Annotated in this window: 27 protein-coding genes; 15 read left to right on the top strand and 12 right to left on the bottom strand. The window is 71.5% G+C overall.

What is annotated here, in order from left to right; translation table 11 throughout:
- Nucleotides 1–138: 138 nt before the first annotated feature.
- Entirely contained in the window at nt 139–1,239 is a 1,101-nt protein-coding gene (locus FLX08_RS26080; RefSeq protein WP_142622337.1) for a saccharopine dehydrogenase NADP-binding domain-containing protein, read from the bottom strand.
- Between the two features lie 47 nt (nt 1,240–1,286).
- Nucleotides 1,287–2,060 carry an FxLYD domain-containing protein gene (locus tag FLX08_RS26075; RefSeq protein WP_142622335.1) on the bottom strand — a complete coding sequence of 258 codons (774 nt, stop codon included), beginning with the start codon at nt 2,058–2,060 and terminating at the stop codon, nt 1,287–1,289.
- 284 nt (nt 2,061–2,344) lie between these two features.
- Here FLX08_RS26075 and FLX08_RS26070 point away from each other — a divergent pair, with 284 nt between their 5' ends.
- The 3 genes from FLX08_RS26070 (at nt 2,345) to FLX08_RS26060 (ending at nt 5,217) form a co-directional block, all read left to right on the top strand.
- Nucleotides 2,345–3,214 (top strand): helix-turn-helix transcriptional regulator, encoded by an 870-nt coding sequence (locus FLX08_RS26070; RefSeq protein ID WP_244312892.1) that lies wholly within the window; start codon nt 2,345–2,347, stop codon nt 3,212–3,214.
- Nucleotides 3,215–3,296: 82 nt separating this feature from the next.
- Nucleotides 3,297–4,307, top strand: coding sequence for an alcohol dehydrogenase catalytic domain-containing protein (locus FLX08_RS26065; RefSeq protein ID WP_142622331.1), 1,011 nt, complete (start codon nt 3,297–3,299; stop codon nt 4,305–4,307).
- A gap of 16 nt (nt 4,308–4,323) precedes the next feature.
- Entirely contained in the window at nt 4,324–5,217 is an 894-nt protein-coding gene (locus FLX08_RS26060) for an SDR family NAD(P)-dependent oxidoreductase (protein WP_142622329.1), read from the top strand.
- A gap of 21 nt (nt 5,218–5,238) precedes the next feature.
- Here FLX08_RS26060 and FLX08_RS26055 read toward each other — a convergent pair whose 3' ends face one another.
- Nucleotides 5,239–6,849: an ABC-F family ATP-binding cassette domain-containing protein gene (locus FLX08_RS26055; RefSeq protein WP_142622327.1), complete on the bottom strand. Its 1,611-nt coding sequence runs from the start codon at nt 6,847–6,849 to the stop codon at nt 5,239–5,241.
- Between the two features lie 165 nt (nt 6,850–7,014).
- Here FLX08_RS26055 and FLX08_RS26050 point away from each other — a divergent pair, with 165 nt between their 5' ends.
- From FLX08_RS26050 to FLX08_RS26025, 6 genes are all read left to right on the top strand, one after another.
- Nucleotides 7,015–7,590: an RNA polymerase sigma factor gene (locus FLX08_RS26050; RefSeq protein ID WP_142622325.1), complete on the top strand. Its 576-nt coding sequence runs from the start codon at nt 7,015–7,017 to the stop codon at nt 7,588–7,590.
- A complete protein-coding gene (locus FLX08_RS26045) occupies nt 7,583–8,755 on the top strand; it encodes a CU044_5270 family protein (RefSeq protein ID WP_142622323.1) in 1,173 nt (390 codons plus the stop codon). Before FLX08_RS26050 ends, FLX08_RS26045 begins: the two co-directional genes overlap by 8 nt.
- Before the next feature lie 53 nt (nt 8,756–8,808).
- A complete protein-coding gene (locus tag FLX08_RS26040) occupies nt 8,809–9,099 on the top strand; it encodes a hypothetical protein (protein ID WP_142622321.1) in 291 nt (96 codons plus the stop codon).
- Between the two features lie 213 nt (nt 9,100–9,312).
- A complete protein-coding gene (locus FLX08_RS26035; RefSeq protein ID WP_142622319.1) occupies nt 9,313–10,407 on the top strand; it encodes an AMP-binding protein in 1,095 nt (364 codons plus the stop codon).
- Complete coding sequence (locus FLX08_RS26030) at nt 10,407–11,777, top strand: aldehyde dehydrogenase family protein (protein ID WP_142622317.1); 1,371 nt, start codon at nt 10,407–10,409, stop codon at nt 11,775–11,777. Before FLX08_RS26035 ends, FLX08_RS26030 begins: the two co-directional genes overlap by 1 nt.
- Nucleotides 11,778–11,880: 103 nt before the next feature.
- On the top strand, nt 11,881–12,996 hold the full coding sequence (locus FLX08_RS26025; protein ID WP_142622315.1) for an alpha/beta hydrolase family protein: 1,116 nt from the start codon (nt 11,881–11,883) through the stop codon (nt 12,994–12,996).
- A gap of 21 nt (nt 12,997–13,017) precedes the next feature.
- Here the strand turns inward: FLX08_RS26025 and FLX08_RS26020 are convergent, their stop codons facing one another.
- A complete protein-coding gene (locus FLX08_RS26020; protein ID WP_142622313.1) occupies nt 13,018–13,740 on the bottom strand; it encodes a GNAT family N-acetyltransferase in 723 nt (240 codons plus the stop codon).
- Nucleotides 13,741–13,868: 128 nt separating this feature from the next.
- Between FLX08_RS26020 and FLX08_RS26015 the strand changes: the two genes are divergently transcribed.
- From FLX08_RS26015 to FLX08_RS26005, 3 genes are all read left to right on the top strand, one after another.
- Nucleotides 13,869–15,416 (top strand): hypothetical protein, encoded by a 1,548-nt coding sequence (locus FLX08_RS26015; RefSeq protein WP_142622311.1) that lies wholly within the window; start codon nt 13,869–13,871, stop codon nt 15,414–15,416.
- A 382-nt stretch (nt 15,417–15,798) separates the two neighbouring features.
- A complete protein-coding gene (locus FLX08_RS26010; RefSeq protein ID WP_208761662.1) occupies nt 15,799–16,455 on the top strand; it encodes a class I SAM-dependent methyltransferase in 657 nt (218 codons plus the stop codon).
- A 253-nt stretch (nt 16,456–16,708) separates the two neighbouring features.
- Nucleotides 16,709–17,863 (top strand): hypothetical protein, encoded by a 1,155-nt coding sequence (locus FLX08_RS26005; RefSeq protein ID WP_142622309.1) that lies wholly within the window; start codon nt 16,709–16,711, stop codon nt 17,861–17,863.
- Between the two features lie 87 nt (nt 17,864–17,950).
- Here the strand turns inward: FLX08_RS26005 and FLX08_RS26000 are convergent, their stop codons facing one another.
- The 6 genes from FLX08_RS26000 to FLX08_RS25970 form a co-directional block, all read right to left on the bottom strand.
- Nucleotides 17,951–18,568: a permease-like cell division protein FtsX gene (locus FLX08_RS26000; RefSeq protein WP_167530572.1), complete on the bottom strand. Its 618-nt coding sequence runs from the start codon at nt 18,566–18,568 to the stop codon at nt 17,951–17,953.
- Nucleotides 18,569–18,605: 37 nt separating this feature from the next.
- A complete protein-coding gene (locus tag FLX08_RS25990) occupies nt 18,606–19,133 on the bottom strand; it encodes a sigma-70 family RNA polymerase sigma factor (protein ID WP_142622305.1) in 528 nt (175 codons plus the stop codon).
- Nucleotides 19,134–19,246: 113 nt separating this feature from the next.
- On the bottom strand, nt 19,247–19,630 hold the full coding sequence (locus FLX08_RS25985; RefSeq protein WP_142622303.1) for a nuclear transport factor 2 family protein: 384 nt from the start codon (nt 19,628–19,630) through the stop codon (nt 19,247–19,249).
- 159 nt (nt 19,631–19,789) lie between these two features.
- The gene (locus FLX08_RS25980) at nt 19,790–20,170 is read right to left on the bottom strand and encodes a hypothetical protein (RefSeq protein ID WP_142622301.1); all 381 of its coding nucleotides are present in this window, start codon (nt 20,168–20,170) and stop codon (nt 19,790–19,792) included.
- Between the two features lie 10 nt (nt 20,171–20,180).
- On the bottom strand, nt 20,181–21,212 hold the full coding sequence (locus FLX08_RS25975) for an RDD family protein (RefSeq protein ID WP_167530571.1): 1,032 nt from the start codon (nt 21,210–21,212) through the stop codon (nt 20,181–20,183).
- Between the two features lie 120 nt (nt 21,213–21,332).
- Nucleotides 21,333–23,579, bottom strand: coding sequence for an ATP-binding protein (locus FLX08_RS25970; RefSeq protein ID WP_208761661.1), 2,247 nt, complete (start codon nt 23,577–23,579; stop codon nt 21,333–21,335).
- A gap of 164 nt (nt 23,580–23,743) precedes the next feature.
- On the opposite strand from FLX08_RS25970, the gene FLX08_RS25965 reads away from it, so the two are divergent.
- Complete coding sequence (locus tag FLX08_RS25965; RefSeq protein ID WP_142622295.1) at nt 23,744–24,199, top strand: carboxymuconolactone decarboxylase family protein; 456 nt, start codon at nt 23,744–23,746, stop codon at nt 24,197–24,199.
- A gap of 53 nt (nt 24,200–24,252) precedes the next feature.
- Nucleotides 24,253–24,702 carry an iron chaperone gene (locus FLX08_RS25960; protein ID WP_142622293.1) on the top strand — a complete coding sequence of 150 codons (450 nt, stop codon included), beginning with the start codon at nt 24,253–24,255 and terminating at the stop codon, nt 24,700–24,702.
- 23 nt (nt 24,703–24,725) lie between these two features.
- Here the strand turns inward: FLX08_RS25960 and FLX08_RS25955 are convergent, their stop codons facing one another.
- Nucleotides 24,726–25,730 (bottom strand): aldo/keto reductase, encoded by a 1,005-nt coding sequence (locus tag FLX08_RS25955; RefSeq protein ID WP_142622291.1) that lies wholly within the window; start codon nt 25,728–25,730, stop codon nt 24,726–24,728.
- Nucleotides 25,727–26,173, bottom strand: coding sequence for a VOC family protein (locus FLX08_RS25950; protein ID WP_142622290.1), 447 nt, complete (start codon nt 26,171–26,173; stop codon nt 25,727–25,729). Before FLX08_RS25950 ends, FLX08_RS25955 begins: the two co-directional genes overlap by 4 nt.
- Before the next feature lie 88 nt (nt 26,174–26,261).
- On the opposite strand from FLX08_RS25950, the gene FLX08_RS25945 reads away from it, so the two are divergent.
- On the top strand, nt 26,262–26,888 hold the full coding sequence (locus FLX08_RS25945; RefSeq protein WP_142622288.1) for a TetR/AcrR family transcriptional regulator: 627 nt from the start codon (nt 26,262–26,264) through the stop codon (nt 26,886–26,888).
- Nucleotides 26,889–26,898 lie beyond the last annotated feature (10 nt).

Below are 26,898 nucleotides of genomic sequence, written 5' to 3'. Positions count from 1 at the left end.
CGTTCTTGCGAAGTGGCACACCTACATCGTCAGCTTTTACACTCCGCCATCCCGTTAATTTGCCGGAGTTCGCCGTTTTATTGCATGACTAATCGCGATAAATCCGGCCCATGGCGCAAGACGCCGTACGGGCGTCTCTCACTCCCGAACGGCCATTCCCGCCTCGGCGCAGCCCCGCGTGAGCGCGTCGAGGCCGAAGGCGTCCACGGGGCCCAGGGCGCCGGTGCCGTGCACGCCCTCGGCCAGCGCCGTCGTCGCCGCCCAGGCGAGCACACCGGCCGTGAACTCGTACGGATCGCCTCCGGCCAGGTGGACGGCGGCCAGGCGGCGGCCTCCCGCGTCGTACGCCTCGGCCACGATGCGCGACGACACGCCCACCGCGGCCGGCGCCGCACTCCCGCCCGCGCGGAGCACCCGGTCGGCCAGTGCGTCGGTCGCCCGCCGGATCCCCGGCAGCGCGGCGATGACGGGCGTCGCCTTGGCCAGCACGCCCGCGACCCTGGTCAGCCCGCCCAGCCAGCCGAGATAGACGTTCACCTCGCGCAGGCCGGGATGCGCGGGCGGCAGCGTGAAGTGTTCGGAGGCCCCGATGGCCAGGCCGTGCCGCACACGGCCGTCCACCAGGAACTTGCGGGTGCGGCCGTGCTCGGGGACGATCCGGCCCTCGCGGAAGCCGTACATCGGTTCGAGGACCATTCCCAGCGCGGAGGCGCGGGTCCCGGCACTCGCGCGCCGCGCCGTGCCGCTGCCCTCCACGAAGTAGCCGACGTCCACGCGGACGGCCCCCGATCCGGCCTTGCGCAGGGCCAGGGACGCGGCGAGGTTGCCGGGCACGTAGTCGTATCCGAAGGCGGTGAGCAGGGCCGCGCCCCGGGCCGCCGCAGCGGGGCCGTACCGCTGGAAGATCCGCTTGACGAACGTTGGCTCTCCGGCGGTGTCGAGGTAGACGGCGCCCGCCTCGGTCGCGGCGGTGACCGCGGCCTCCCCCCATCGGACGAACGGGCCGACGGTCGAGATCAGCACGTCACCCGGACTGACGATCTTTCGTACGGACTCGGGGCGGCCGACGTCGGCGACCGCGATCGGCAGTCCCCCGCCCAGCGCGTCGGCGAGTGCGGCGAGCCGCGTCTGGTCCCGACCGGCCAGCAGCGGCCGGGCCCCGCGCGCGGCGAGCGCCTCGGCGGTGAGCCTGCCGGTGAAGCCGGTGGCTCCGAACAGCACGATCCTCGGGGTGGCCATCCCGCTACGGTAACCCGCCCGTCCTGTCAAGATCGGCAGTGGGCCGCTCACTGGCGTCGGTCATTGGGCGGCGGATATCCCCGGTCCTTGTCGAACGGCTCCGTCGTCGGCGCGATCGTGTGCAGCGAAACGGCTCCCGCCTGCGCCAGGTCCTCGTACGTCTTGGCGGTCGAGCCCCAGGTCGTGGCCTGCACGTCGGTCGCACCGGCCGTTCCGCGCACGCCCTCGACGGTGATGACGAACCTGCGCTTGCCCCCCGGCCGCACGTCGTCCACGTAGGACGTGGCCCCGCCGACGAGCTTGCCCGCCGCGTCACGCAGCAGGGCCGTGACGGCGAGGGCGGCGGCGGGCTTGCGGAACGGGTTGACCACGTAGCCGGTGACGAGATAGGACCCGTTCGTCAGCTTGTCGGTGCGGACGTCCGAGATCGGGAACCTGAGGAACGCCGACGGGGCACGCGGGATGGACCGCCACGAGGCGGGGCGATAGTCGATCTTCACGCGGACCGGCTGGGCGGAGCTCGGCGCCTGCCCGCTGAAGGCCAGCGGGCGGCCGGGCGGCACGGCGTCCAGCGGCTGCTCCAGGTGGACGACCTCCTTGCCTGCGGCGTCCACGGCCGTGATCACGGCGACGGCGTTCTCCCCGAAATGCCAGCGGTTGGGGTTGCTCAGCACCCCCGCCCAGGTCACCGCATATCCGGCCCCCGAGCGCACTATCGAGGACACCTGCTCCTTGAGGGCCAGTGGTTGGGGGCCCTCCTGCTTGTCTTCCCTCGCGCACGACGCCATCGCCAGCGCGGCGAGGGCGAGTGCGACGGTCATGTGGCAACGTCGCGTCACTTAGCCGTCATAACCGCTGAATGGGACGCCACCTCCGGGACACGCGCACTCCCGCCGGTATCTTTACCGGCCGTCTATCGCGGGCGGACCCCGCCTGTCTCGCCGCCCGTCTCGCCGCCCGTCTCGCCTCCTGTCTTGTCCCGCACGGGCCACGCCGCTCCTCTTTCCCCGGAAGACGGTTCCCCGGAAGGCGGTTTTCGCCGGGAAGGCGGTTTTCGCCGGGAAGGCGGAAGTATGGAGACGGGACATATGGGGGGGAGGACACGGTGGATCTCGGGGAGCTGGGGTCGTTCCTGAGGGCGCGCAGAGACCGGCTGCGCCCGGAGGCCGTCGGCCTGCCGGGCGGCAGCCGGCGACGGGTGCCCGGCCTGCGCAGGGACGAGGTGGCGGAGCTGGCGAGCCTGTCCGCCGACTACTACACCGAGTTGGAGCAGGGGCGCGGCCAGACCCCGTCGGAGCCGGTCCTGTGCGCCCTCGCCCGCGCGCTGCGCCTGGGCCCGGACGAGACCGCCCACCTGCTCCACCTGGCGGGCCATCCGGCGCCGTTGGGGGCGGAGCCCGTGCAGATGCAGTCGGCGCTGCAGCAGCTCATGACCCGGCTCGACGACACCCCCGCCATGGTGATCACCGACATCCACGAGGTGGTGGTGCAGAACCACGCCGCGCAGGTCCTCGTCGGCCCTCAAGCGGGGCTGACCGGGATCAGGGCAAGCTTCCTCTATCACTGGTTCACCGTCCCGGCCACCCGCGACCTCTATCCCGCGGACGACCACGACTATCACTCCCGGCTGCTCGTCTCCGATCTGCGCGCCGCGGTCGCGCGTCGTGGCCCGGCGGACGCCGTCAGCCGTGAGCTGGTCGGCCACCTGCTGCAGGTCAGCGACGAGTTCGCCGGGCTGTGGCGGGCGCACGAGGTCAAGGTGCGCCACGAGGAGTACAAGCGCGTCGTGAACCCGGTGCTCGGCACGCTCAAGGTCACCTGCAACAGCATCGTCACCGCCGACGCCGCCCAGCGGCTGCTCTGGTTCGTCCCCGACGACGCCGACGTCGTGCCGAGGCTGCACGCGCTCGACCCGGCCGACGTCTGGAGCGACACGCCCGGGCCGGCGTTCGGGCTGGTCAGAGGCTGGGGTTGAGCACCCCTGGCTGCACCGGAGCAGGCACAGCACGCTGGTGAAGGCGGCGCGGGGGCGTCGGCCGTGACAGACGGAGGAAACCATGCGTGCAGCACTCGCCACCGGGGCCGGCACCCCGTTGTCCCTGGTCGAACGCGAGACCCCGGAGCCGGGCCCGGGCGAGGTCCTGATCGAGATCACCGCATGCGGCCTGTGCTTCACCGACCTCAACCTGCTCCGCGGGCACTACCCGTTCGCCCGCTTCCCGATCATTCCGGGCCATGAGATCACCGGCACGGTCGCGGCGCTCGGCAGCGGCGTCACCGGCCTGTCCGTGGGTGACGCGGTCGGGGCCCAGTTCCTGTACGACTCCTGCGGCCACTGCGACTACTGCGTGTCCGGCGACCAGATCCTCTGCCCGGCCAAGCGCATCACCGGCATCACGAACGACGGCGGCTATGCCGAATATGGCCTGTTCAAGAGCGGATATGTCACCCCGCTCCCGGCCGGGCTCGACCCCGTGGCCGCGGCGCCGCTGATGTGCGCGGGCCTCACCGCGTTCAACGGCCTGCGCCGGGCCGGCGCCACGGCGAACTCCCGGGTGGCGGTCATCGGCGCCGGCGGCATCGGCGCCCTCGCCGTCCGGTACGCCGTCGCGATGGGCGCCCGGGTCGCCGTGATCGGCCGCTCGGCCGAGGGCGAGGCGGCCGCCAAGGAGCTCGGCGCGGAGACGTACGTGGCGAGCCGGGACACCGACCCCGCCGCCGCGCTCAAGGCGTGGGGCGGCGGCGCCGACGTCATCCTGAACGCCGCCCCCTCCAACGAGGCCGCCTCCGCCGTCCTCACCGGGCTCGCCCCCGACGGCACGCTGGTGCTCTGCGGCTACGACAACACGCCGCTCACCCTCAGCGCCCAGCCGATGGTGCTCAACCGGCTGCACGTCATGGCGTCCCCGTCCGGATCACCCCACGACCTGCGCGACACGCTGGCCTTCTCCGCCCAGCACGGCATCATGCCCGCGGTCACGCCCATCGACCTCGACCGGGCCCCGGAGGCTCTCGACGCCATGGGCCGCGGGTCCGGCGGCGGCCGCCGCGTCATCACGTTCGCATGATCCGTCAGGAGTATCGATGAGCAAGACCATCCTGATCACCGGTGCGAGCTCCGGCTTCGGCGCGCTGTCCGCGCGCGCCCTGGCCCGCGCCGGGCACATCGTGTATGCCGCCATGCGCGCCACCGCCGGGCGCAACGCCCCCCGCGTCGCCGAGGCGGCCGATTACGCCAGTGAACACGGCGTGGACCTGCGTACGGTCGAGCTGGACGTGCTCTCGCAGGAGTCGGTGGACGCCGCGGTGGCGACCATCCTGGCCGAGACGGGCGCCATCGACGTGGTCGTGCACAACGCCGGTCACATGGTGCTCGGCCCCACCGAGGCGTTCACCCCCGAGGAGCTCGCCGCCGTCTACGACACGAACGTGCTGGGCAGCCAGCGGCTCAACCGGGCGGTCCTGCCGCACATGCGCCAGCGAGGGCACGGCCTGCTGCTGTGGATCGGCTCCAGCTCCACCAGGGGCGGCACGCCGCCCTACCTCGCGCCCTACTTCGCCGCCAAGGCCGCGGCCGACGCCCTGGCGGTGTCGTACGCGGCCGAGCTGGCCCGCTTCGACATCGAGACCACGATCGTCGTCCCCGGCGCGTTCACCTCGGGCACCAACCACTTCGCCAACGCCGGCCACCCGGCCGAACAGGCGGTGGTCGCGGCCTACGACGAGCGGTACGGCGCGCTGATGGAGCAGGTGGGCGAGCGGCTGGCCGCGCTGCAGCCGCCCGGCGCCGACGCGTCCCTGGTCGCCGACGCCGTCCTCCAGGTCGTGGACACCCCGCACGGCACGCGGCCCTTCCGGGTGCACGTGGATCCGGTGGACGACGGGTCGGCCGAGGTGAGCGAGGTCGCCGACCGCATCCGTGCCCGCTTCCTCACCCGCATCGGGCTGGCGGACCTGCTCAGTCCGCACCCCGCCTGACCTTTTCCGAGAAGGCGGCGGCTATCGGGGGCGGACCACGCGCGTCTCGTCCCAGACCGGCTCGGGCGACTCGTACACCCGCCCGTCGGACCCGAAGACCATGTAGCGGTCGAAGTCGGCCGCGAACCAGCGGTCGTGCGTCACCGCCAGCACCGTGCCCGCGAAGGCGTCCAGGCCCTGCTGCAGGGCCTCGGCGCTGGCAAGGTCGAGGTTGTCGGTCGGCTCGTCGAGCAGCAGCAGCGTGGCTCCCGACAGTTCGAGCAGCAGGATCTGCAGGCGGGCCTGCTGGCCGCCCGACAGCGTCTCGAACCGCTGCTCGGCGACCCGCCCGGCGAGCTCGTAGCGATCCAGGGCCTTCATCGCCTCGTTCTTCAGCCGGGCGTGCTCGGTCATGACGATCTCGCAGGGCGTACGGCCGAGCAGCTCGGGCCGGGCGTGGGTCTGGGCGAAGTGCCCGGGGACGACCCGCGCGCCGAGCCTCACGGTGCCGGTGTGGCGCACGTCCTCCCCGGCGAGCAGCCGCAGGAAGTGCGACTTGCCCGAGCCGTTCGAGCCCAGCACCGCGACCCGCTCGCCATACCAGACCTCCATGTCGAAGGGCTTCATCAGCCCGGTGAGCTCCAGGCTCTCGCAGATCACGGCCCGTTTGCCCGTACGGCCGCCGCGCAGCCGCATGCTGATGACCTGGTCCTTCGCCGAGAGTTCCGGCGGCCCGGCCTCCTCGAACCTGCGCAGCCGGGTCTGGGCGGCGTGATAGGCGGAGCTCATGCCGTCGTTGTAGGTGGCCTTCTGCTTGAGCATGACCACCAGGCGCTTGAGCTTGGCGTGCTCCTCGTCCCAGCGCCTGCGCAGCTCGTCGAGCCGCTCGTTGCGCTCCCGCCGCGCCTCGGCGTACGTCGTGAAGCCGCCGCCGTGGATCCAGACGTTGCCGGACTCGACCGTGACGATCCGGTCGGCGGCGTTGGCGAGCAGCTGCCGGTCGTGGGAGACCAGCAGCACGGTCTTGGGCGTCTCGCGCAGCGCCGTCTCCAGCCACACCTTGCCCGGCACGTCGAGGTAGTTGTCGGGCTCGTCGAGCAGCAGCACCTGGTCGGGCCCGCGCAGCAGGGCCTCCAGCACGAGCCTCTTCTGCTCGCCGCCCGACAGCGTGGCGACCTCGCGATACTTCACCCGGTCGTACGGCGTGCCGAGGGCGGCCATCGCGCAGGCGTCCCAGAGCACCTCGATGTCGTAGCCCCCGGCGTCGGTGTAGTCGGTGATCGCCTGGGCGTACCGCATCTGGGTCTTCTCGTCGTCCCGCTCCATCATCGCCAGCTCGGCGGCGTCGAGCCGTTCGGCCGCCGTCCTGACCCGTTGCGGCGCGACGCTGACCAGCAGGTCCTGCACCGTGCGGCCGTCCCGGATGTTGCCGACGAACTGCCGCATCACGCCGAGCCCGCCCGAATGGGCCACCGAGCCCTCGACCGGCTGGAGATCGCCCGCGATCATCCGCAGCAGGGTCGTCTTGCCCGCGCCGTTCGGCCCGACCAGGGCCGCCTTGACGCCCTCCCCCACGCGGAACGACACGTCGTTCAGGAGCGTCCTGCCGTCCGGCAGCACATGCGTCAGATGCCCGACCTCGACGTGTCCCACAGCCGCGTTCCCTTCTCGCTCCTCGCGCAGGGTACTTGCCGGTTTCACGATCGGCATCCCAATTCTTCGCCGCCCGGCATCGTGAACCATTTCGCGGTCGGCCGGTAATAGAGGGCGACCGTACCCGCCGTCGCGCGAGGCGACTGATGAAGGGGCCCGATATTCATGGCGGAATCCGCCACGGCCGTCGACGCCGCGGACATGACGCTGATCCAGCGGTCGTTGCGGGAGCCCGAGATCTTCGCCGTGCTCTTCGACCGGCATGCGCCCTCCCTGCACCGGTATGCCGTCCGCCGCCTGGGGCCGGACAACGCCGAGGACGTGGTGTCCGAGACGTTCCTCGCCGCATTCCAGAACCGGCATCGCTACGACGTCCGCCACGCCGACGCCCGTCCCTGGCTGTACGGCATCGCCTCCAACGTCATCGGCAAGCGCCGGCGCAACGAGATCACCCTCTATCGGGCATACGTCCGCAGCGGCGTCCACCCCGCTGACGCGTCCGGCGGCCTGGTGGAGGACGAAGTGACGACGCTGGCGGTGAACCTGCCGCTCGCGGCGGCGCTCGCCGCGCTCAGACCGTGCGACCGCCACGTGCTGCTGCTCGTCGCCTGGGCCGACCTGACCTACGAGGAGGTGTCGCGGGCGCTCGGCATCCCCCTCGGCACCGTCCGCTCACGACTCAACAGAGCACGCAGGAAGATCCGCGAGGCCCTGGCGACCCTGGAGGACCACGATGGATGAAATCACCCCTGTCCGCCGGCTGTGGGCCGAGGTGCCCGAGGGCTCGGACGAGGACCTGTGCGGCGCGCGCGGCGCGCTGCTGGCCGCGGCCCGCGCGCCGCGATCACGGGCCTGGATGCTGCCGGTCTCCCGCACAGGGCTGAGGATCGCGCTCGCGGCCGGCGTGGCCGCCGCGCTCACCGCAGGAGTGCTCGTGGCGGAGATCCGGCCGGACAGATTCGGGCCCAGCGGCGTCGCCGGGCTTCTGGCCGCGCCTCCTGCGAACGCGCGTGAACTCCTGGAACGCGCCGCGCGGACCGCCGCGGCAGAGCCAGAGCGTCGCCCCGGTGAGTACGTCCACCTCAAGATGCGCACGATGAGCTACTGGTCCGTGAGAAGTGCCGGGATGCAGGTCACGGGCACCGAGGAGCGCTGGATCCCGGCCGGCGGCACCGGCCCCTGGCTCCGCCGGGAACGGCAGATCGGCACGGCTCCCGCTCCGGGCATCGCGCTGCCCAGCCCGCCGCTGGAGCTCAGCAAGGAGCCCGTTGACACGCTGACCGACACTCCCACCTGCCCGTCGGCCGACGCCGTCACCGCATCGCGGATGGCCACCTGGCCTCTCGACGAGGCCTGGCTGCGGCGGCGGATCGAGACCGAGGCGGCCAAGGCCACGGCCATATCGGAGCACCTGCGGTTCTGGGGAGCCGTGGGGAACCTCATCCGCGACAGCGTCTTCCGCCCGGCCCTCACGGCGGCACTGTTCCGGATCGCCGCCGGAATCGACGGGATCACCATCGTCCCGGACGCCGTGGATGCGGCGGGCCGGCACGGCATCGGGGTCACGATGGAGGAGGACTACGCCCGGACCGAGCTCATCTTCGACAAGAGCACCTATCGCTACCTGGGCGACCGCACGGTGGCGACCCGCGACAGGACGAGATCGTTCACGACCCGGCCCCTGAGCAGGGCGGACATCGACCGGATCGTCCGGGACATGGTCGCCAGGGGCGCGGATCCCGAGGAGTCGCGCAGGGAGATCGAAGCGGATGCCAGGCCAAGGAAGGTGACGACACGTACGCCGAAGGGAGCGGTGATCGGCTCAAGCGCCGTCGTCAAGGTGGGCGTGACGGAGGCTCTGCCCTCCCTCGCGCCGCGCCTCTCCCGCGTCAAGGTTCCCTGCTGATGCTTGGCCCCGCCGCCTGCGGGAACCGTGTGGCGGAGAGGTGAGGAGGCGCCATGCCGCGTGGGGAGCCTTCGGTGGCCGCTTCGGGCGAGTGGCGGGACGAGGACGGCGTACGCAAGCCCGCGGGCGAGGCGCACGCCTGGTGGCCCGGCACCAACCAGACCGTGTGCGGGCTCGCGATCAGCCGGTCGCGGCTGTACCGGTTCCATCACGTCCCCTGGCCGGACGCGTTCCCGGAGTCGGGCGGCGCGGCCGACGAGGTGCGCAGGGTGTGCCCCCGCTGCCGGGCCGCGACGGGGAAGGGCCAGGGCCGGCTCTGGCAGCGCACCTCCCCCCGCCCTTGACCAACCGGCACAGAGAGACGGGCACACAGAGAGACGGGCACACAGAGAGACCGGCAGGGAGAACGCCCCCGAATCCGGCCCTTGGGAACCGGCCGCGGTACCGACGATCCGGTGCCCGGTCTTTTCCGCAGTGCCGGGATCTCTTGACCTGGTGGCGAATCGCCCGGAAATAGCCTGGCTTTTCAGGGGATTTCCGAGTCAAAGGGGCCGGATATGTCAACAGATCCGATCCTCGACTGCCCGTTCGACCAGGTCCCGGAGGGTCCGAAGTTCATCGAGGCCGCCATGCGGTGGCACTTCAGCCCCGAGACCGGCTCGCCGTACTGGCTGGAGCGGGCGAAGACGCTCGGCTTCGACCCGCGTGAGGACGTGCGCACCTTCGAGGACCTGCGCCGGTTTCCCAACGTGGCCAACGAGCTGCGCGACGTCCGGGTGGAGGACCTGATCCCCCGGGGGTACGGCCCGGACGCTGACGTGGTCGGCGTGTACGAGAGCGGGGGCACGACCGGGCGGCCCAAGCGCGTCGTGCTGCTGCGCGACTGGATGGAACGGCTGACTCACCGCACCGAGCAGGATCTGCAGGCCAAGGGCTACCCCGAGAGCGGTCACTGGCTGGCGCTCGTGCCGACCGGACCGCACATTTTCGGCGAGCTGGTCCGCTGGCAGGCCGCGCGGCGGGGCGGCGTCCACTTCACCGTCGACATGGACCCCCGATGGGTCAAGAGGTGCATCGCCGAGGGCCGCGCCGAGGAGGCCGAGCGCTACGCCGAGCACCTGGTCGACCAGTGCGCCCGCATCCTGGAGACCCAGGACGTGCGGGTCCTGGTGACCACACCGCCGCTGCTGACGCGGCTGGCCCGCAGGAACGCGCTCGTCGACCTGATCAACGCGAAGATCGACGCGATCGGCTGGGGCGGCGCGCACATGGACCCCGACACCCACTATCTGCTCCGCACCGAGGTCTTCCCGGACGTCAGGCTGCACGGCACGTACGGCAGCACGATGATCCTCGGCGGGCTGGGCGAGCGCATCGTGCCGCCGGAGCAGGACATCGTCATCTTCGACACGTTCTCGCCCTTCATCACGTTTTCCGTGGTCGACCCGGAGAGCGGCGAGCCCGTCCGGTACGGCGACCGCGGCCAGGTGGTGATGCACCACGTGAGCAAGAGCTTCCTGCTGCCCAACAACCTCGAACGCGACCTGGCCACGCGTGTGGCGGCGCCGCCGGGGCAGCTGGGCGACTCCGTCGCCGACGTCGGCCCGCTCCCCACCTTCGAGAACGAGCAGGTCATCGAGGGGGTGTACTGATGGACGAGCTGATCCGGCTCGGCGCGCTGGGCACGGGCGGGCCCTACCACAGCCGCAGCCGGTTGACGATCACCGAGCTGACCGGGACGCCGGTCGCCGAGCTGAGCCTGGTGCCGCGGCTGTTCGTGCAGCGGACGATGGCGGCCCTGCATGAGGCGCGGACCCTGCCGGCCCACGATCGGGCGGCGGCCCTCGCCAGGGCGGGACGGCTCTTCGCGACCGGCGTGGTGGACGGCATCACGGCGGAGGAATACCAGCACATCGTCACCCGCGTCTCGGGGATGCCGATCACCGTGGTCAGGGCGGCGACCGAGGGCATCGGACGGCGCGCCGCCGAGGCGTACCGCACCACCCGGTACGCCCGTCCGCAGGGCGCGGTGGACGACTGGCGCGACCCGCTCACCCGCAACGGCCACGCGGTCTGGACGCGGCGCGGCGACGTCTTCGCCGTGCACGCCGCGGGGAACCACCCGGGCGTGCACACGCTGTGGCTGGAGGCCCTGGCGCTCGGCTACCGGGTCGCGGTGCGGCCCTCGCGGCGCGAGCCGTTCACCCCGCATCGCCTGATCACGGCGCTGCGGGAGTCGGGGTTCGGCGACGACCACGTGGTGCTCCTGCCGACCGACTACGCGGTGGCCGACGACGTCATCCGCGACGCCGACCTCGCCATGGTGTACGGCGGCGAGGAGGTCGTGAACAAGTACGGCAACGACGTCAGAGTGCTGCCGCAGGGCCCGGGACGGTCCAAGATCCTGCTCACCGGCCACGACTGGGAGTCCCACCTGGGGACGATCGTGGAGTCGGTCAGCGCCTTCGGGGGGACCGCCTGCGTGAACGCGACCGCCGTCTTCGTGGAGGGCGATCCCGCACCGGTGGCCGAGGCCGTCGCGGAACGGCTGGCGGCGATCCCGAGCCTGCCGCCGGAGGACGACCGCGCGGTGCTGCCCGTCCAGCCGGTCGCGGACGCGCACGCGATCGAGAAGTACCTGCTCGACCACGTGAACGGCGCGACGCCCGTGCTCGGCGGCGACGGCGTGGTGGACGAGCTGGGCGACGGCAGCGCGGCCCTGCGGCCGGCCGTCTTCCGGGTGGACCGGCCGGACGCGCCTCAAACGGGCATCGAGCTGGCGTTCCCCTGCGTGTGGTTCGCGCCCTGGAGCCGGGCGGACGGCATCGAACCGCTCAGGAACACGCTCGTGCTGACCGCGATCACGGATGACGAGGGGCTGGTCGACCGCCTGGTGGAGGATCCGTCGATCAGGAACGTCTACCTGGGGGACACTCCCACCTATCTGATGCCGCCGTGGGTGCCGCACGACGGCTACCTCGGCGAGTTCCTCATGCGCACAAAAGGTGTCATCCGCACTTAGCCCACTGCGTGCCCTTGAACAACTGCGTGCCCTTGAACAACTATGTGCCCTTGAACAACTATGTGCCCTTAAACAACCGCAAAAGGCCCAGTAGATTGCGGGCATGCTCAGGACGAGACGGTGGCGGCGCCGCCTGCTGTGGACGCTCGCCGTCGTCGTGGTGCTCGCCGTGGCCGCCGTCGGCGGCGCGGGCTGGTACTACTCCGGCCTGGTCATCGACCCCGTCCACACCTCCGGCTATCCCCTGGAGGTGACGGCCGTCGACGGCGACCAGGTCACCATCAAGGGCGGCTCCGACACGGCCGCCCCCGGCACGTACGGCCTGACCTGGTCGGACGGCAACGCACTGCTGGGCCAGGTGGTCACGAGCGGGGCCGGCACGGTGACCAGGAAGGTCACCGAGGTCGTGCGCGGCGAGCTGCGTCCCGGGGTGCGCGCCTACTTCGACCGCTGGCTGTGGGGCCACGAGACCCCGGCCGCCGCCGGCGTGCCGTACACGGATGTGAAGATCCCCTCGCCGCTCGGCGACTTCCCCGGCTGGCGGACCGAGGGCACCTCGACGACCTGGGTGATCGCCGTACACGGCCGCAACGGCGGCCCGGCGGAGGCCCTGCGCGTGCTGCCGGTTTTCCACAGCCTGGGGATGCCGGTGCTGGGCATCACCTACCGCAACGACGAGAACGCCCCGGCGAGCGAGGACGGCACGTTCCACCTCGGCGCCACCGAGTGGCAGGACGTCGCGGCGGCCGTCACGTACGCCAGGAAGCAGGGCGCGACCGGGATCGTCCTGTACGGCTGGTCGATGGGCGGGGGCATCGTGCCGATGACCGTGCGCAACCTGCCCGGCGAGCCGATCAAGGCCATGATCCTCGACAGCCCGGTCATCGACTGGCGGGCGCCGATCGCCCTCGGGGCCGAGCAGATGGGTGTGCCCGGCTTCCTCGTGTCGGTCGGCGAATGGGTCATCGAACGGCGCACCGGCGTGTCCTTCGACGACATCGACCACCTGCGGCACGCCCGCGAGTTCACGATCCCCACGCTGGTCTTCGTGGACGACGACGACGCGACCGTGCCGACCGGTCCTGCACTGCGGTTCGCCGAGGCCCGCCCCGACATCGTCAGGCTCGTACGGACGAGCGGAGGCGGGCACACCGGCTCCTGGAACGCGGACCCCGGGCGTTACGAGCGCGAGGTCAAGGAGTTCGTCTCGTCCCTGTGACGGGCCCCTACGGCGTTCTGATCAGCCGGGGACGACCACGGTCATCGAGCTGCCGACCGGGGCGAAGCCGAGCCGTTCGTACACGCGTCTGGCCGGGTTGCCCTCCGACACGGCCAGGCCCAGCCGCTCCCATCCGCCGGCCGCCGCCCTCTCCCGTACGGCGGCCAGCATGCGCGTGCCGAGGCCGGAGGGCGTGCGGCCGGGGTGGCGGAAGACCTCGACCACCCAGGGCCGGCCGTGGTAGAGCGTGACCAGCACGCCGCCCGCGACCACCTCGTCCCGGTCGACGGCGAGCACGCCGCAGGGGAGGACCTCGCCGGTCACCTTCCCCTCCAGCACCGGGGTGAGGACGTCGCGCAGCGCGGCGGCGTCGTCCAGGGGCCGGTGGTCGGGGTGGCCCGGCGGATAGGCCGCCCGCCAGGCGTCGAACAGCTCCTCCGCCGGGCGGTCGCAGGGCGTGAACCGGAAGCCGTCGGGCGGCCCTGCCTCGGCGGGCGGCGCCGTACGCAGGTCACAGGCCATCTCGTGGGCGTGGCGCAGCACGCGGGCGCCGCGCGCGGCGAGCGCCTCGCCGAGCTCGACCGGCCCCGCCACCGCCCAGCCCGGCAGCTTCTCCATGATCGCGTCTACCGCCCCCGGGCCCATGACCTCGACCAGGTCGGCGCACGGCAGCCCATAGCGCTCGTCCTCTACATAACCGAAAACCGGGAGGCCGTCCGCCCCGGTCAGAAGCACGCGTTCCATACGGGGGAGGCTCCCCGAGCCCGACGAGGACGGGCAACACCTTTTCCGGCCGGATGATCGTCCCGAGCATGAGGTGTCCGTACATTTGATCTCTTCGTGGACGCGGCCGGGCGAGTGGGAGTGGTGGGATGGTGCGGTCACCTGGGTTCCGGCCGTGGGCGGTCGCGACCGTGATGTCGCTGCTGCCCCTGACGCTGAGCGTGCTTCCGGACTCGTGGTTCACGACCTCGTACATGCTGGTCAGCCCGCCGGTCTGCCCGGGGTCGGATCTCGAGATCGCGGTGTATTCCCGCCTGTCGCACGTGCTCGGGTGGAACTTCGTCCTCGTCCCCCTGGCCTTCGCGGTCTGGCTGCTCACCCGGGCGGGGCGTGCCGCCAGGGTCACGGGCCGCGCCGTGGCGGCCTACGTGCTGCTGCAGGCCCTTTTCGGCCCCGCGCTCATGGCCTACGACCTTCTCACGGTGGGAGCCGGGTGCCGGCAGGTGTGGGGGCCGTCGGCCGCCTGGAACCTGGGCATGGCCGCCTACCAGACGGTCTACGGGGTCCTGATCCTGCGAGCCGTCCGGCCCGCGGGGTCCCGCCCGCGCGTCCGGCTGCGCCGTACGGCCGGAATCCTGGGGGTGTGCTGCCTCCTGCTGGCGGTGCCCGTGGCCGATCGGGGGGCCGACGGCCGCTACACCGGCCTCGACGTGACTCCGAGCGTGTACGCCGGCGCCGCCGGCACGGGCGCCCCCGACGAGACGGAGTGGCTGGTGACCAGCATCGTGGCCGATCATTCAGCCGATGACGAGAGCGTGCTCTTGGAGGAGGACGACTGCGACACATGGACGGTGCTCCACCAGTCCTACGGGGACACCCCGCCCCGTGACCGTGAGCGCGCCTTCCTCTGCACAGCACGGGACGTCGCGGGATACGCTCCGCGGCTCGTGACGCTGCCCGACCGGGAGTTGCTCGCCTTCGGCCGGGCGCTGTGCGGGGTCGCCGACCGCCCCTCCACCGAGCCACGCGTCCGCACGCTGCTCGACCAGGCCGGGGCGTACGACTGGAGCTGGTCGCTCATGAACGCACTGGTCTTCCTGTGCCCGGACACGGTCGCCCGGAAGCGGCCCGAACTGGTGCTTTCGGAGGCCGAGGCGCAGAAGAAGGAGGACGACCACCAGGCGGAGATGACCGCTCACTGCGCGGACCCCGCGCGCCGCCCGCGTGCGGTGCGGCGGGCGACCACCGCCCTCTTCGTGGGCGAGGGCGGCGGCTACCTCGTCGAAGGCGATACGTACGGCACCGGCGCGGGCAGGCCCCGCCGGCTCGACCGGGCATTCGACGCGGTCATCGACCGGCTGACCACGACCTCCGTCTCGGTCCGCACCGCGGTGGAGAACTCCTCGATCTGCGTGAGCGTGAAGGCGCTGAACCGGGCTCCGCGCGTACGGCTCAGGGGCTGGGACACGGTCGCCGAGACCGGCGTCGTCAGCATGGGCGGCAGGATCGAGCTCCTCGGAGAGGGCGACGCGCCCCTGCCGAACCTCGCCGTGGCGGGGCCCGGCCGCTACCGCGTCCGCGTCTACGTGCGCGGACAGGAGGAGGCACTGAGGTACGCGTCGGAGCGCCCGGTCGAGGAGCACCTGGTCCTCGTGTTCCCCGGCACGTCCGGGAAAACCCTCTTCCTCCGGGGTTGAGCACCGGGCCGCGGAGGTCGACTCGGAAAAAGATGGCGTGGCCGGGAACAACAACTCCGGACACGTGGTTGGATGAAGCGTGGCCGGTGTGCAGGTGTCCCCGGGCCTCACCTAATTTGCCTTCGCGGACTACCGTTCGGCTGGAGCCGCGTTGTGCCTTTCGCCGAGAGGCGACCCGGCACCGGCACCACACGTGCGGGACCCCGGCAGGAGATCCTCCTGCCGGGGTCCTGGCGTCTGCGGGGGTCTCTCGATGTCTCTACAGGATCTCCACGGGTCTCCCGGAGTGAACCGTTCACGCATGACGCCTGAGCCCTGCGGATATCAACCCCCTTACCCCTTTGCATCCACTTTTGTCGGCTGCGGGTGACAAGATGCGTCCGTGCCTGATTTGGATCCGCAGTCGATCGCCTCCTACTGGGACGCGGAGGCAGACACCTTCGACGACGAGGCCGACCATGGGCTGCGCGACCTCCGGGTCCGCACGGCCTGGGCGGGACGGCTGCGGTCCTGGATGCCGCGGCCTCCCACCGACGTCCTCGACCTGGGCTGCGGCACCGGGTCGCTGACGCTGCTGCTGGCCGAGCAGGGACATCGGCCGGTGGGCGTGGACCTGTCCCCCAGGATGGCCGAGACGGCCCGGGGCAAGCTCGCCGCCGCCGGCTTCACCGCGCCCGTCCTCACCGGCGACGCGAGCGACCCGCCGGCCGACGCCGGCGCCTCCTTCGACGTCGTCCTGGCCCGGCATCTCCTGTGGACCCTGCCCGCGCCGGAGCGCGCGTTGCACACCTGGATGGGTCTGCTGCGCCCGCACGGCCGGCTGATCCTCATCGAGGGCAACTGGCAGGCCTCCGGGGACGGCCCGCCGTACGTGCCGGGCGCCCGCTCCCTGCCCTGGCTCGGCGGGGTGAGCGCCGAACCGCTCGTCGAGGTGCTCCGACCGTACGCGTCGAGTGTGGCGGTGGAACCGCTGACCGACCCGGTGCTGTGGGGAAAGCCCGTCCACGACGAGCGATACGCCGTCATCGCCCACCGCTGAGCTGCGTATTTCGCGGAAAGCACGCAATGCCGATTCCGTAAACGTCTCGACAATTAGTCGAGCGTATTGCCCGCGAAATGTGCGGGCAAAACGGAGCCTGGTCATCGCGTCGTCGCCGACAGCCACGCCCATGGGCACACATGAACTGCCGCAGCGGACGGCCCGGGAGGGGTCAACTCGCCTGGACGGGCTCCGGAGGCGTGTGCCAACGATTGAGATACGACCCGATCGCTGATCGGAGAGGAGTATCTCTATGCACGGCACTCGATTCTCATTACTGCTGGGTCCGGCAGTCCTGTCCGCAGTCACGCTCTGGCCGGCCATCGCATCGGCCGCCACCACCGCCCACCCCTCCGGCCTCGCCGCCGCGCTGAGCGCGCCGCGGGCCGATGAGCCGGGCACCGACCTCGGCGAGCAGTCGGAGGAGGCGGCTCGGGAGAGCGGACGCGCGTACCAGGAGGAGAGCGGGTACGGGCGGGAGAGCGCCCAGGAAGAAGAAGGTTCATCGAGCGAGGAGTCGAGCGGCAGCACCCAGTCGGAGAGCAACATCGGCTACCAGCGCTCGCGGCCCTCGCTGAGCGAGTCGTCACTGGGCGAGTCGTCGCTGCGTTCGTCGTCGCTGCGTTCATCGTCACTGCGCTCGGCGTCACTGCGCCAGTCGTCGCTGCGCTCGTCGTTGCTGCGCAGCAGCAATCCGACGCTCAGCGAGCAGTCGTCCAGCCGTCCGATCAGCTATACGCGGACCATCACCTACCAGCGCCCGGTCACCCAGACGCGAATGGTGACGGAGAGCCGTCCGGTCACGTTCACCCGGCACGTCACCTACCAGCGCCCGGTCACCGAGACGCGCACGGTCACCCGGATGCGTCCGGTCACCGAAACGCGCCAGATCACCTACCAGCGCCCCGTGACCTACACGCGCATGGTCACCGAGAGCCGCCCGGTCATCCACCAGGAGACCTTCCAGCGGCCCGTCACCCAGACGCGGTACGTCACCGAGTCACGTCCTGTGACGCGGTACGTCACCTATCAGCGTCCCGTGGTGAGCTACGTCACCGAGAGCCGCCCGGTCACCCACCAGGAGACCTTCCAGCGGCCCGTCACCGAGACGAAGTACGTCACCGAGTCACGCCCCGTGACCCGCCAGGTCACCTACCAGCGCCCGGTCACGCAGACGCGCTTCGTCACCGAAAGCCGTCCGGTCAGCTACACGCGGATGGTGCCGGAGACTCACGAGGTGCAGTCCACGCGCTTCGTCACCGAGAGCCGTCCAGTCAGCTATACGCGCATGATGACCTACCAGCGCCCGGTCACCGAGACGAAGTACGTGACCGAGTCACGGCAGGTCACCAGCTACAGCCGGCCCATGATGCACCAGTCCTCCTCCAGCGAGGACTGCGACCCGTGAGCCGGGAAGCGAGGTCCTGACAGCGCGTAGGGCCACGAGGGGCACGGACGGTTCCCGCCCGTGCCCCTTCCGCGCGTGCGCTCAGCGTCATTCGTCGAGGACGTCGCAGCGCCCGGAGTCGTTCGGGTCGTTCCTCAGGCACCCTTCGTCCACGGCGTTGGACACCCCGGGCAGGTCGATCGCCGCCCTCAACACGGCCTGGGGGTCGGCGCCGGGGACGAGTTTCAGGCGGAAGGACTCCGGCATGTCCTCGACCCTGGTCGCCTCCAGCAACTCGAGGTCCGCGTCGCTCCTGCGGAAGTTCTCGAACGCCGTCCGCCGGTCCTCGAACACGATGGTCCGCACGTCGCGGCGGGCCCGGAGAGCCCGGCTGATGTTCTCCTTCTCCCATGTGGTGACCGCGCCGCCCCTGCAGCGCTTGAAGGGGGAGCCGTCCGTACACAGGAAGACCGAGACGTCGACCGCCGAATCCGCGGCGCCGCTCAGCGTCGCGGAGAGAGCGACCTCCCGGGGGTCCGGAGACGGGTTCGCGAGCCGTGCCACGCCTGCGATCGTGCCGGCCACCGCGAGCGCCGCCGCGGCGATCGCGAGGCCGCGCGGCCGGGTGCCGCGTGGGGCGGGCAGCGCGTGGTCGAGGCCGTCGTCCGGCACCGTACGCGCACGGGCCGCCATGGCGTCACGGAGCCGATCCTCGATGGTGCTCATGCCGCCCCCTCGCCTTCGGCTCGCTCGGCAGGTTCGCTCATTCGTCCTCTCCCAGTTCGCTAAGGAGTCTGGCCAGAGCCCTTGCGGTCGTGGATCTGACCGTGCTCTGCCCCACCCCCATGACCAGGGCGATCTCGGATTCCGCCAGGTCGAGGTAGTAGCGCAGCACCAGCGCCTCCCGCTGGCGCCGGGGCAGCCGGGCCAGCGCGAGCAGCACCTGCCTGCGGGACTCGCCGATGAGGACGGCGGTCTCCGCCGAGTCGGCGAGGCCGGTGACCCGCTGCGTGCGGCGCAGCATGACCGCGCGGCGGCGCAGCACCGACCGCGACCCGTTGAGCACACAGGTCCGCAGATAGGCGAGCGTCAGATCCGGGGGCCGCCGCCCGCCGTGCAGCCGGGCGAAGACGTCCTGCACCACGTCTTCGGCCGTCTCCAGGTCGCCGACGAGCAGCACCGCGAGCCGCACCAGGCCGACCCGGTGCTCGCGGTACAGGCCCGCCAGATCGGCCCGGGGAGGCGGTGCGGGCGGCGCGAGCGCCGTCGGTCGTAGGGATTCACGATCCATGCAGTGTGAACGCGCAGCCACGCCGATCCGCTGCTCGCGGATTTCCGGCCGCACACGTTGGAAGGCCCCTCCGGACGATGGTCCGAAGGGGCCTCGCGCGTCGTGACCTGGTGTCACGCCTCGCCGGCGTGGGCCGCCAGGACGCGCCAGCCGTACTCGTCGGTATGCACCCAGGTGCGCGTGTAGCGCAGCCGTCCGGCGAACGGCTCGCCGGCGAAGGTGCCTTCGAGCGTGCCGAGGAAGCACGTGACTCCGGTCGTCCCCGAGACGACGACGGTGAGGTCCTCCTCGGCCACCTTCGTCATCACCTGCGTACGCGAGCGGTGGTTGTGGAGATCGAGCTGTTTGGCCTCCGTGTGCAGGCGGCCGTCCGGCGGTCCCGTGAAGACGAGCCGCTCGTCGAGCAGCCGGTCGAGCTCCTCCACGTCACCGAGGAGCTGCGCCTTCTGCAGCCGCCGCTCGGCCTCGTACAGCTCGTCCAGAAGCGTGCCTGCCATGTCGGTCCTCTCCGTCGTGACGCGTCTCGGGCGACACAACGGTAGTCCCGAGCGGCTCACTACCCGGCGTTCCGCCTGCTCCCTGGAAGGTTGCAGAACGGGCAGAACAGCTCACGCTGGACGCATACCTTGACCCCGCCGTTGACCGACGCCACCTGCTCAGGGCACGACGCGGGTCGAGGGCTCCCGCGGCCAGAATTGGATTAAGAACCGCTCCCGCGGATCCGCGTCGTCATCGGCCCGCGTGTACACCCGTACGTTCCACAGCCGTTCCGGCTCGCCGAGCAGCAGGAACCCGTCCTGCACGTCCGAGTGCAGCGTCGTCGCGCAGACTTCTCCGGTCTCCGAGCGGAAGACGCCGGTGACGACGTCCGCCCAGGCGTCGCGCTGGTCCTCCGGCTCGTCGTCCCATGCTTCGAGCGTGAGGCTCACGAGGTCGTCCTCTGCCGAGAGCCCGAGGCCGCGGTGGTCGGACGGCTCGAAGGGGTCCCAGGACGACGACACGTCGACGACGAAGAAGGCGCCGTCGTGGACGTGCATTTCACCGTCACTACGCGAGATCAGAGGCATGCGGGTCGCCTGTGGTGAGAGACGGGTGACGTACGACCGCCGCTCCCAGCAGCCGGTCGTGCAGGACCTGGCCGCCGGCGTCCAGGAACGCCGCCAGCCCGCCGGCGAGCAGGAGCACCAGCCCGATGTCAGGAACGAGGGCGAGGAAGGGGAAGGCCAGCGTGCGCAGGGCCGCCCTGCCCGCTCCCAGCCGTCCGCCCGTCCGCGCGTCGACGACGCGTACGCGCAGCAGCCGCTTGCCGAGCGTCCGCCCCCACACGGCGTGCTGCGCCCAGACATAGAGGAGCAACGTGAACAGGGCGAGCAGTTCCTCGGGCCGCCCCCTGCCCTCCAGCACGTCGCCGAGTCGTCCCAGCAGGCCCTGGTCGAACCAGGTGAACCAGATGCTCGAATCGACCAGCGACCAGGCCGGTTCCAGGACCAGGCGGAGAGCCGCGACGACGACCAGGTAGTCGATCAGAGCCGCCACCGGACGACGCCACGCCGTCCCGGTGCTCTCGATGGCCGGTTTTCCCCCGGCCGCCGTACGCGCCGCGGCGAACACGAGCGCCGCCGCCAGAAGGAGGCACAGCTGGTTCGATCCCCAGCTGTCGAGCACCCTGCGGAACCACTCGGCGCTGAGTATCGGAATCGTCTGTACGCAGCCCTCCGGCTCGAGGTACATCGGGGTGAGGGGCTCGACGACGGCGATCACGACGAGGAGCCCCGCCACCCGCCGGCCGACGATCTCGCGGCCCGTGTCGCGTACGTACGCCAGGAGCCCCAGGAGCACGGCCAGAGCGGGAACCGCCCAGCTCTCGGCGGTTTCCATCACCCTCGACAGGTCATCGCGCAGCGTGGAGAGCGGCCATTCGTCGCCGCCCAGCATACCGACGCACCCCTGGATCTCGAAGAATCCGTGCTCCAGTTCCCACCGCTCCCGCCGCAGCTCCCACGTCGGAACGGCGGCCAGGGCCGCCGCGACGAGCCAGGCGGGAACGGCGAGCGTCGCCGGCAGGTGTGGACGCCTCACGCCCGGTCCAGGTCCGGCAGGAACGGGTGCATCACGACCCGGCATGATCATCTCCTCCCGCGACCCCCCAACCTAACGGCCGGGCGGTGGGCAGGAACCCGAAATGATCAGAAAAAAGCCTCAGCGGGCGGCGCGCACGGCGTCCCGCGCCGCGCGGGCGAGCTCCTCGTCGTGCGGCCGGCCCAGCTCACGCGCGAGCTCGATCGTCCGGTCGAGCAGGGCCAGCGCCTCGTCAGGGCGGCCCGCCGCGCGGCAGGTCTCGGCGTAGGTGTGCAGGAAATCGATCTCCATCTGCACCTCGGCCAGCGGTTCCAGCAGCTCGAAGGCCCGCCGGTGGTGGTCGAGCGCCTTCTCGGGCGAACCCGTGATCCGCAGCGCGACACCGAGATAGTTGTGACACCAGGCCTGGTTGTGCTGGAGATTGTGCTGCTCGGACAGCGTCAACGCGTCGTGCAGCGTGCGTAGCGACTCCGCCTGATCGTCCGGCGCCAGCGCGAGACCGAGCGTGACGAGCCCGGTGACCCGCGCGGGCCCGTCCGCCAGGGCGAGGGACGCCCGGGCGAGCTCGACGGCTTCGCCACGCCGCCCGAGGTGGAGCGTCACCCATCCGTCGAAGGCCAGCGCCTGCGACTGCCCCATCCGGTGCCCGAGCTTCTCGAACAGCTCGCGTGCCCGGCGGAAGTGCGCCCGCGCCGCTTCGAGGTCGCCGAGGTCTCGGCGTACGAAGCCGATGCGCAGCGCGAGGGCGGCGGCGATGTCGTCGTCCGGCCCCGACCGCTCGGCCGCCTCGTAGGCCGACAGCGCCTCGCCGAGACGTCCGGCGGCGGCATGGGCGAAGCCGAGGTCCGCGAGCAGCGCGGCCCGCTGCCGACCACGGCCGAGACGCCCCGCGGCGTCCGCGGCGGCCTCGAGCAGGCGTGCCTGGTCGTCGGTGCCGCGGTGCCGGAAGAACCAGACCCGCATGGCCTGCGGCAGCTCGGCCACCACCTCGTCCATGCCGAGCCGTACGGCGGCGTCGAAGCAGGCCACGAGGTTGACGTATTCGAGGTCGAACCACGCCATCGCCTTCGCCGGGTCTCCCGGCGCGGGGTCCTTGCGGTGCGGCGAGGGCAGCGTGCGGTCGTGGGCGACGGCCTGCGCCAGGTAGTGCGTCAGCACCCGGCGCAGCGCGGCCTCGGCCCGTGGCTCCTCGTCGGCGGCGAGGTCCGCCGCGTACTGCCGGATCAGATCGTGCATCCGATATCGCCCGGGCGTGGGCTCCTGCACCAGGTGGGCGTCGACCAGCTCCTCCAGCGCGGCGGCGGCCCGGTCGGGCGGCATGTCGGCGAGCGCGCCCGCCGCCGACGCGTCGAAGTCGGTGCCCGGCAGCACGCCCAGCAGCCGGAACATGCGGCGCTGAGCCGTGTCGAGCTGCTGCAGCGACATGCCGAAGGCCGAGTCGAAGCGGCTGGGGGTGGCGCGCAGCCGCTCGGCCAGCACGGCCACCGTCCAGCCCGGGCGGTGGCGAAGCCGCGCGCCCGCCATCCGCAGCGCCAGCGGGAGCCCGCCGCACTGGCGCAGCACCTGGCCGACCGCCTCCTCTTCGGTGAGCGAGAGCCCGGCGGCCCGGCCGAACAGGTGCGCCGCGTCGTCGTCGGCCAGCGGCTCCAGGGACACCGGCGGCACCGCGTCCAGGCTGACCAGCCGGTGGCGGCTGGTGACCAGCACCGCGGACTTCCCCGCGCCCGGGAGCAGCGGACGCACCTGCTCGGCGTCGACCGCGTTGTCGAGCACGACGAGAACCCGCAGGCGGGACAGCTCCGACCGCCACAGCGCCGCGCGTTCGGCGGTGCCGGCCGGGGGGTGCGTGACGTCCAGCGCGCCCAGCAGCCGGCCCAGCGCGGCGTGCGGCTCCAGCGGCTCCTGCCCCGGGGTGAAGCCCTGCAGGTCGAGATAGAGCCCGCCGTCCGGGAACGCGGGGACGAGCCGATGGGCCACGTGTACGGCCAGGCTGGTCTTGCCCACACCCGCCATGCCGTCGATCGCCGACGCTCCGGTGGTGCGGATCAGCTCTTCGACCAGCGCGCACTCCGCTTCCCTGCCGGTGAAGTCGAACAGGTCGGCCGGCAGATCGTTGCGCCGCCGGGCGGGCGCCGCTCCGGCTTCGGCCGCCTCGGCCCACAGCGCGCGCAGGGGCCGGGGATCGCGTCCCACGGCCCGGCACAGCGCCACGACGGCCTCCCACGGCGGCACGAGCCGGCCGGTCAGATATCGCGACAACGACGAGCTGCTCAGCCCTGTCTGGCGGGCGAGGGCGCGCAGGCTGAGCCCGCTCAGCTCCTTGATCCGGGCGAGCTGAGCCACCAGTCGTTCCTGGGGGCTGGACACGTGAAACACCGTACCCGTCCCGGCCCGTACGGACGGATCGGCGACGCGTTCGCGCAGGTCAAGAGCGCTATCGGTGTCCCACGGTGTCCCACGGGGCAGGCGGCACCGGGCACGGCGATGGTCGGATAACGCCTGTCGGAAACACCCGCGACGAAGGAGCAGCGATGTCGACCGAGCGCATGCCGAACCCGGCGGCTCTGATCCCCGAGGCGATGGAGGCCCTGATGGCGCTCAACAGGGCCGTCGCGGGCGCCGGAGTGGACGGCAGGGTGCTGGCGCTGAGCCACCTGCGGGCCAGCCAGATCAACGGCTGTGCTCCCTGCGTCGCCGGGGGCGTCCACGAGGCCCGGCGGCACGGCGCGACCGCAGACCAGGTGCACGCCGTCGCCGCGTGGCGGGAGACGCCGTGGTTCAGCGACGAGGAGCGCGCCGCGCTGGCCCTGACCGAGGCCGTGACCCGGCTCGCCGACCGGCCCGACCCCGTGCCCGACGAGGTGTGGGACATGGCCGCCACGCACTTCGACCAGAAGGAGCTGGCCGCGCTGCTGCTCAACATCGCGATCGCCAACGCCTTCAACCGGCTCAACGTGCCGGCCCGCCGGCAGGCGGGCCAGTGGTGACGCCGTCCCCCATCACCGTTCACAACGACACATCACAGAGAGAGGAAGTCGTCATGTCGAAGACCACCACCGCCAAGGGCCAGACGTACGACGGGTTCACCGAGGAAGAGCGCGACGCGATGAAGGATCGCGCCAAGGAGCTCAAGACGAGCGCGCGGCGGGGCGCCAAGGCCGACACGGAGAGCGAGGTGCTCGCGAAGATCGCCGAGATGCCGGAGTCCGACCGGGTCATCGCCGAGCGGCTGCACGCCGTGATCAAGGCCAGCGCGCCCACCCTGACCCCGAAGCTGTGGTACGGCATGCCGGCGTACGCCCACAACGGCAAGATGGTCTGCTTCTTCCAGGCCGCGGCGAAGTTCAAGGCCCGCTACGCGACGCTCGGCTTCAGCGACGCGGCCAACCTCGACGACGGCGCCATGTGGCCGGCGTCGTACGCCCTGACCGAGCTGACCCCCGAGGTCGAGGCGAGGATCGCCGCGCTCCTGAAGCAGGCGCTGACCTGAGAAGGTCCGGCTTTTTCGTGACGTCAGCCCACGAGCGCCGAACCGAAGACCCACGGGGACGTCTGGGAGATGAAGTCCCCGGGGAATCCGAGCTCGAAGCCGGTGGCCTCCTCCAGACGGGCGATGCTTTCCGGCGGCAGGGTGAGGTCGGCGGCGGCGAGGTTGTCGCGGAGCTGGTCGAGATCGCGCGCCCCGACGATGGGATGGATCACGCGCGACCGGCTCGCGGTCCACGCGATGGCCACCTGGGAGGGCGTCGCGCCGAGGTCGTCGGCGACGTCCTGCACCACCCGGGACATCGCGTGATCACGGGCCGAGAGCGACTCCGCCTTCAGCCGGCCACCGGTCGCGGGGGCGCCGGGGCGGGTGTACTTGCCGGACAGCACGCCGCCGCCCAGCGGGCTCCACGCGGTGACGCCCAGCCCCAGCGACTCGGCCATCGGCAGCAGCTCGCGTTCGATGTCACGCTGGAGCAGGCTGTACGGCACCTGGAGACCGATGAACGGGCTCCACCCATGCCACTGCGCCAGCGTGTTGGCCCGCGACACGATCCAAGCGGGGGCGTCGGAGATCCCCACGTACAGAACCTTGCCGGAGCGGACCGCGTCGTCCAGTGCGCGCATGGTCTCCTCGATCGGCGTGTCGCGGTCCCACATGTGCACCCAGTAGACGTCCAGGTAGTCCGTACGCAGCCGGCGCAGGCTGGTCTCCAGCGACGCCCGCAGGTTCTTGCGGTGGTTCCCGGCCGCGTTGGGGTCGGCGCGGTCGCGCGACACGGTGTATTTCGTGCCCAGCACGAACGACTCGCGCCTGCCCTCCAGCAGCTCGCCGAGTATCCGCTCGCTGGCCCCGTCGCGGTAGTTGATCGCAGTGTCGATCATGTTGCCGCCGGCCTCGGCGTACAGGTCGAGCATGCGCCGGCACTCCGGCAGCGGCGCGCCGACGCCGCCCTGCTCGCCGAAGGTCATGGCGCCCAGGATCAGCTCGGAGACCCGCAGGCCGCTCGCGCCCAGCGTCCGGTATCTCATGCCGTCACCGATCCGGTGAACAGCTTCGCGGCGGCGGCGGCGATCTCTTCCTGCGACACGTCTCTTATGTGCTGGTTCAGTGCCCAGCGATGCCCGTACGGGTCGAGCAACTGGCCGGTGCGCTCACCCCAGAAGGCGTCGTGCAGGGGCTCGAAGACCGTGGCGCCCTCCTTCAGCGCCCGTTCCCAGGCGGCGTCGACGTCCGCGACCTGCAGGTGCAGGGCCGCGGACGTGCCGCCGAGCGCGGCCGGGGAACACATGCCCCGCTCGGGCATCTCCCCTGCCACAGCGAGACGGGTGTCGCCGAGCACGAGGTCGACGGTCAGGGTGCGCCCTCCGGGCAGGGTGAGACGGCCGGTCTCGCGCGCGCCCAATGCCTCGGCGTACCAGGCGGCGGCCTTGTCGGGATCGGAGACGACCAGATGGATCGCGATGTGCGTCATGGCAAGGACCATACACACTGTCTGGACATATCGTCCAGATCAAATGTATGGACGTGCCGTCCATACATGCCGTCGTACTCTTGGTCGCATGTCTTCCAAGCGCACCGTTCCCTCCGCGCGCCGTTCGGGCGCCGCGGCCTCCGCAGAGCTTCGGGAGCGCATCCTGTCGGCGACGCGTGAGCTGCTGCGGGAGCGCTGCTTCGACACCCTGAGCGTGAGCGACATCCTGACCGCGGCCAAGGTGTCCCGGGCCAGCTTCTACTTCTATTTCCCGAGTAAGCAGGCGGTGCTCGCCGAGCTCGTACGCGAGGCCGTGACGCAGGGACAGCAGGCGGCCGAGCCCTGGACCGGCGGGCGGCAGGACCCGGCTGCCGCGCTCCGGGCCGGCGTGACCGACGGCGCACGGCTGTGGCGCGCGAACGCGGGCGTGCTCATGGCGATCGTGGAGAGCTGGGGCTCCGATGACGACCTGCGCGCCCTGTGGCTCGAACAGATGGACCTGTTCACCGAGGCCGCCGTGGCCCGCATCCGATCCGACCCGGAGGCGCTGCGGCACCTCGGCGACGCGGACGTACGCGCCGTGGCCGCCTCGCTGACCTGGCTGGGCGAACGGCTCTACTACCTCGCCGCCGCAGGGGTGCCGCCCTTCGACGACGAGCAGGTCCTCATCGACGTGCTCACCAATGCGTGGACCTCGCTGCTCTACGGCCGGTGAACCAGGCGGC

The organism is Microbispora hainanensis, assembly GCF_006874475.1.
GTDB classification, from domain to species: domain Bacteria; phylum Actinomycetota; class Actinomycetes; order Streptosporangiales; family Streptosporangiaceae; genus Microbispora; species Microbispora hainanensis.
The sequence above is the reverse complement of the archived record's forward strand: the minus strand, read 5'-3'. Positions and strand labels throughout refer to the sequence as shown.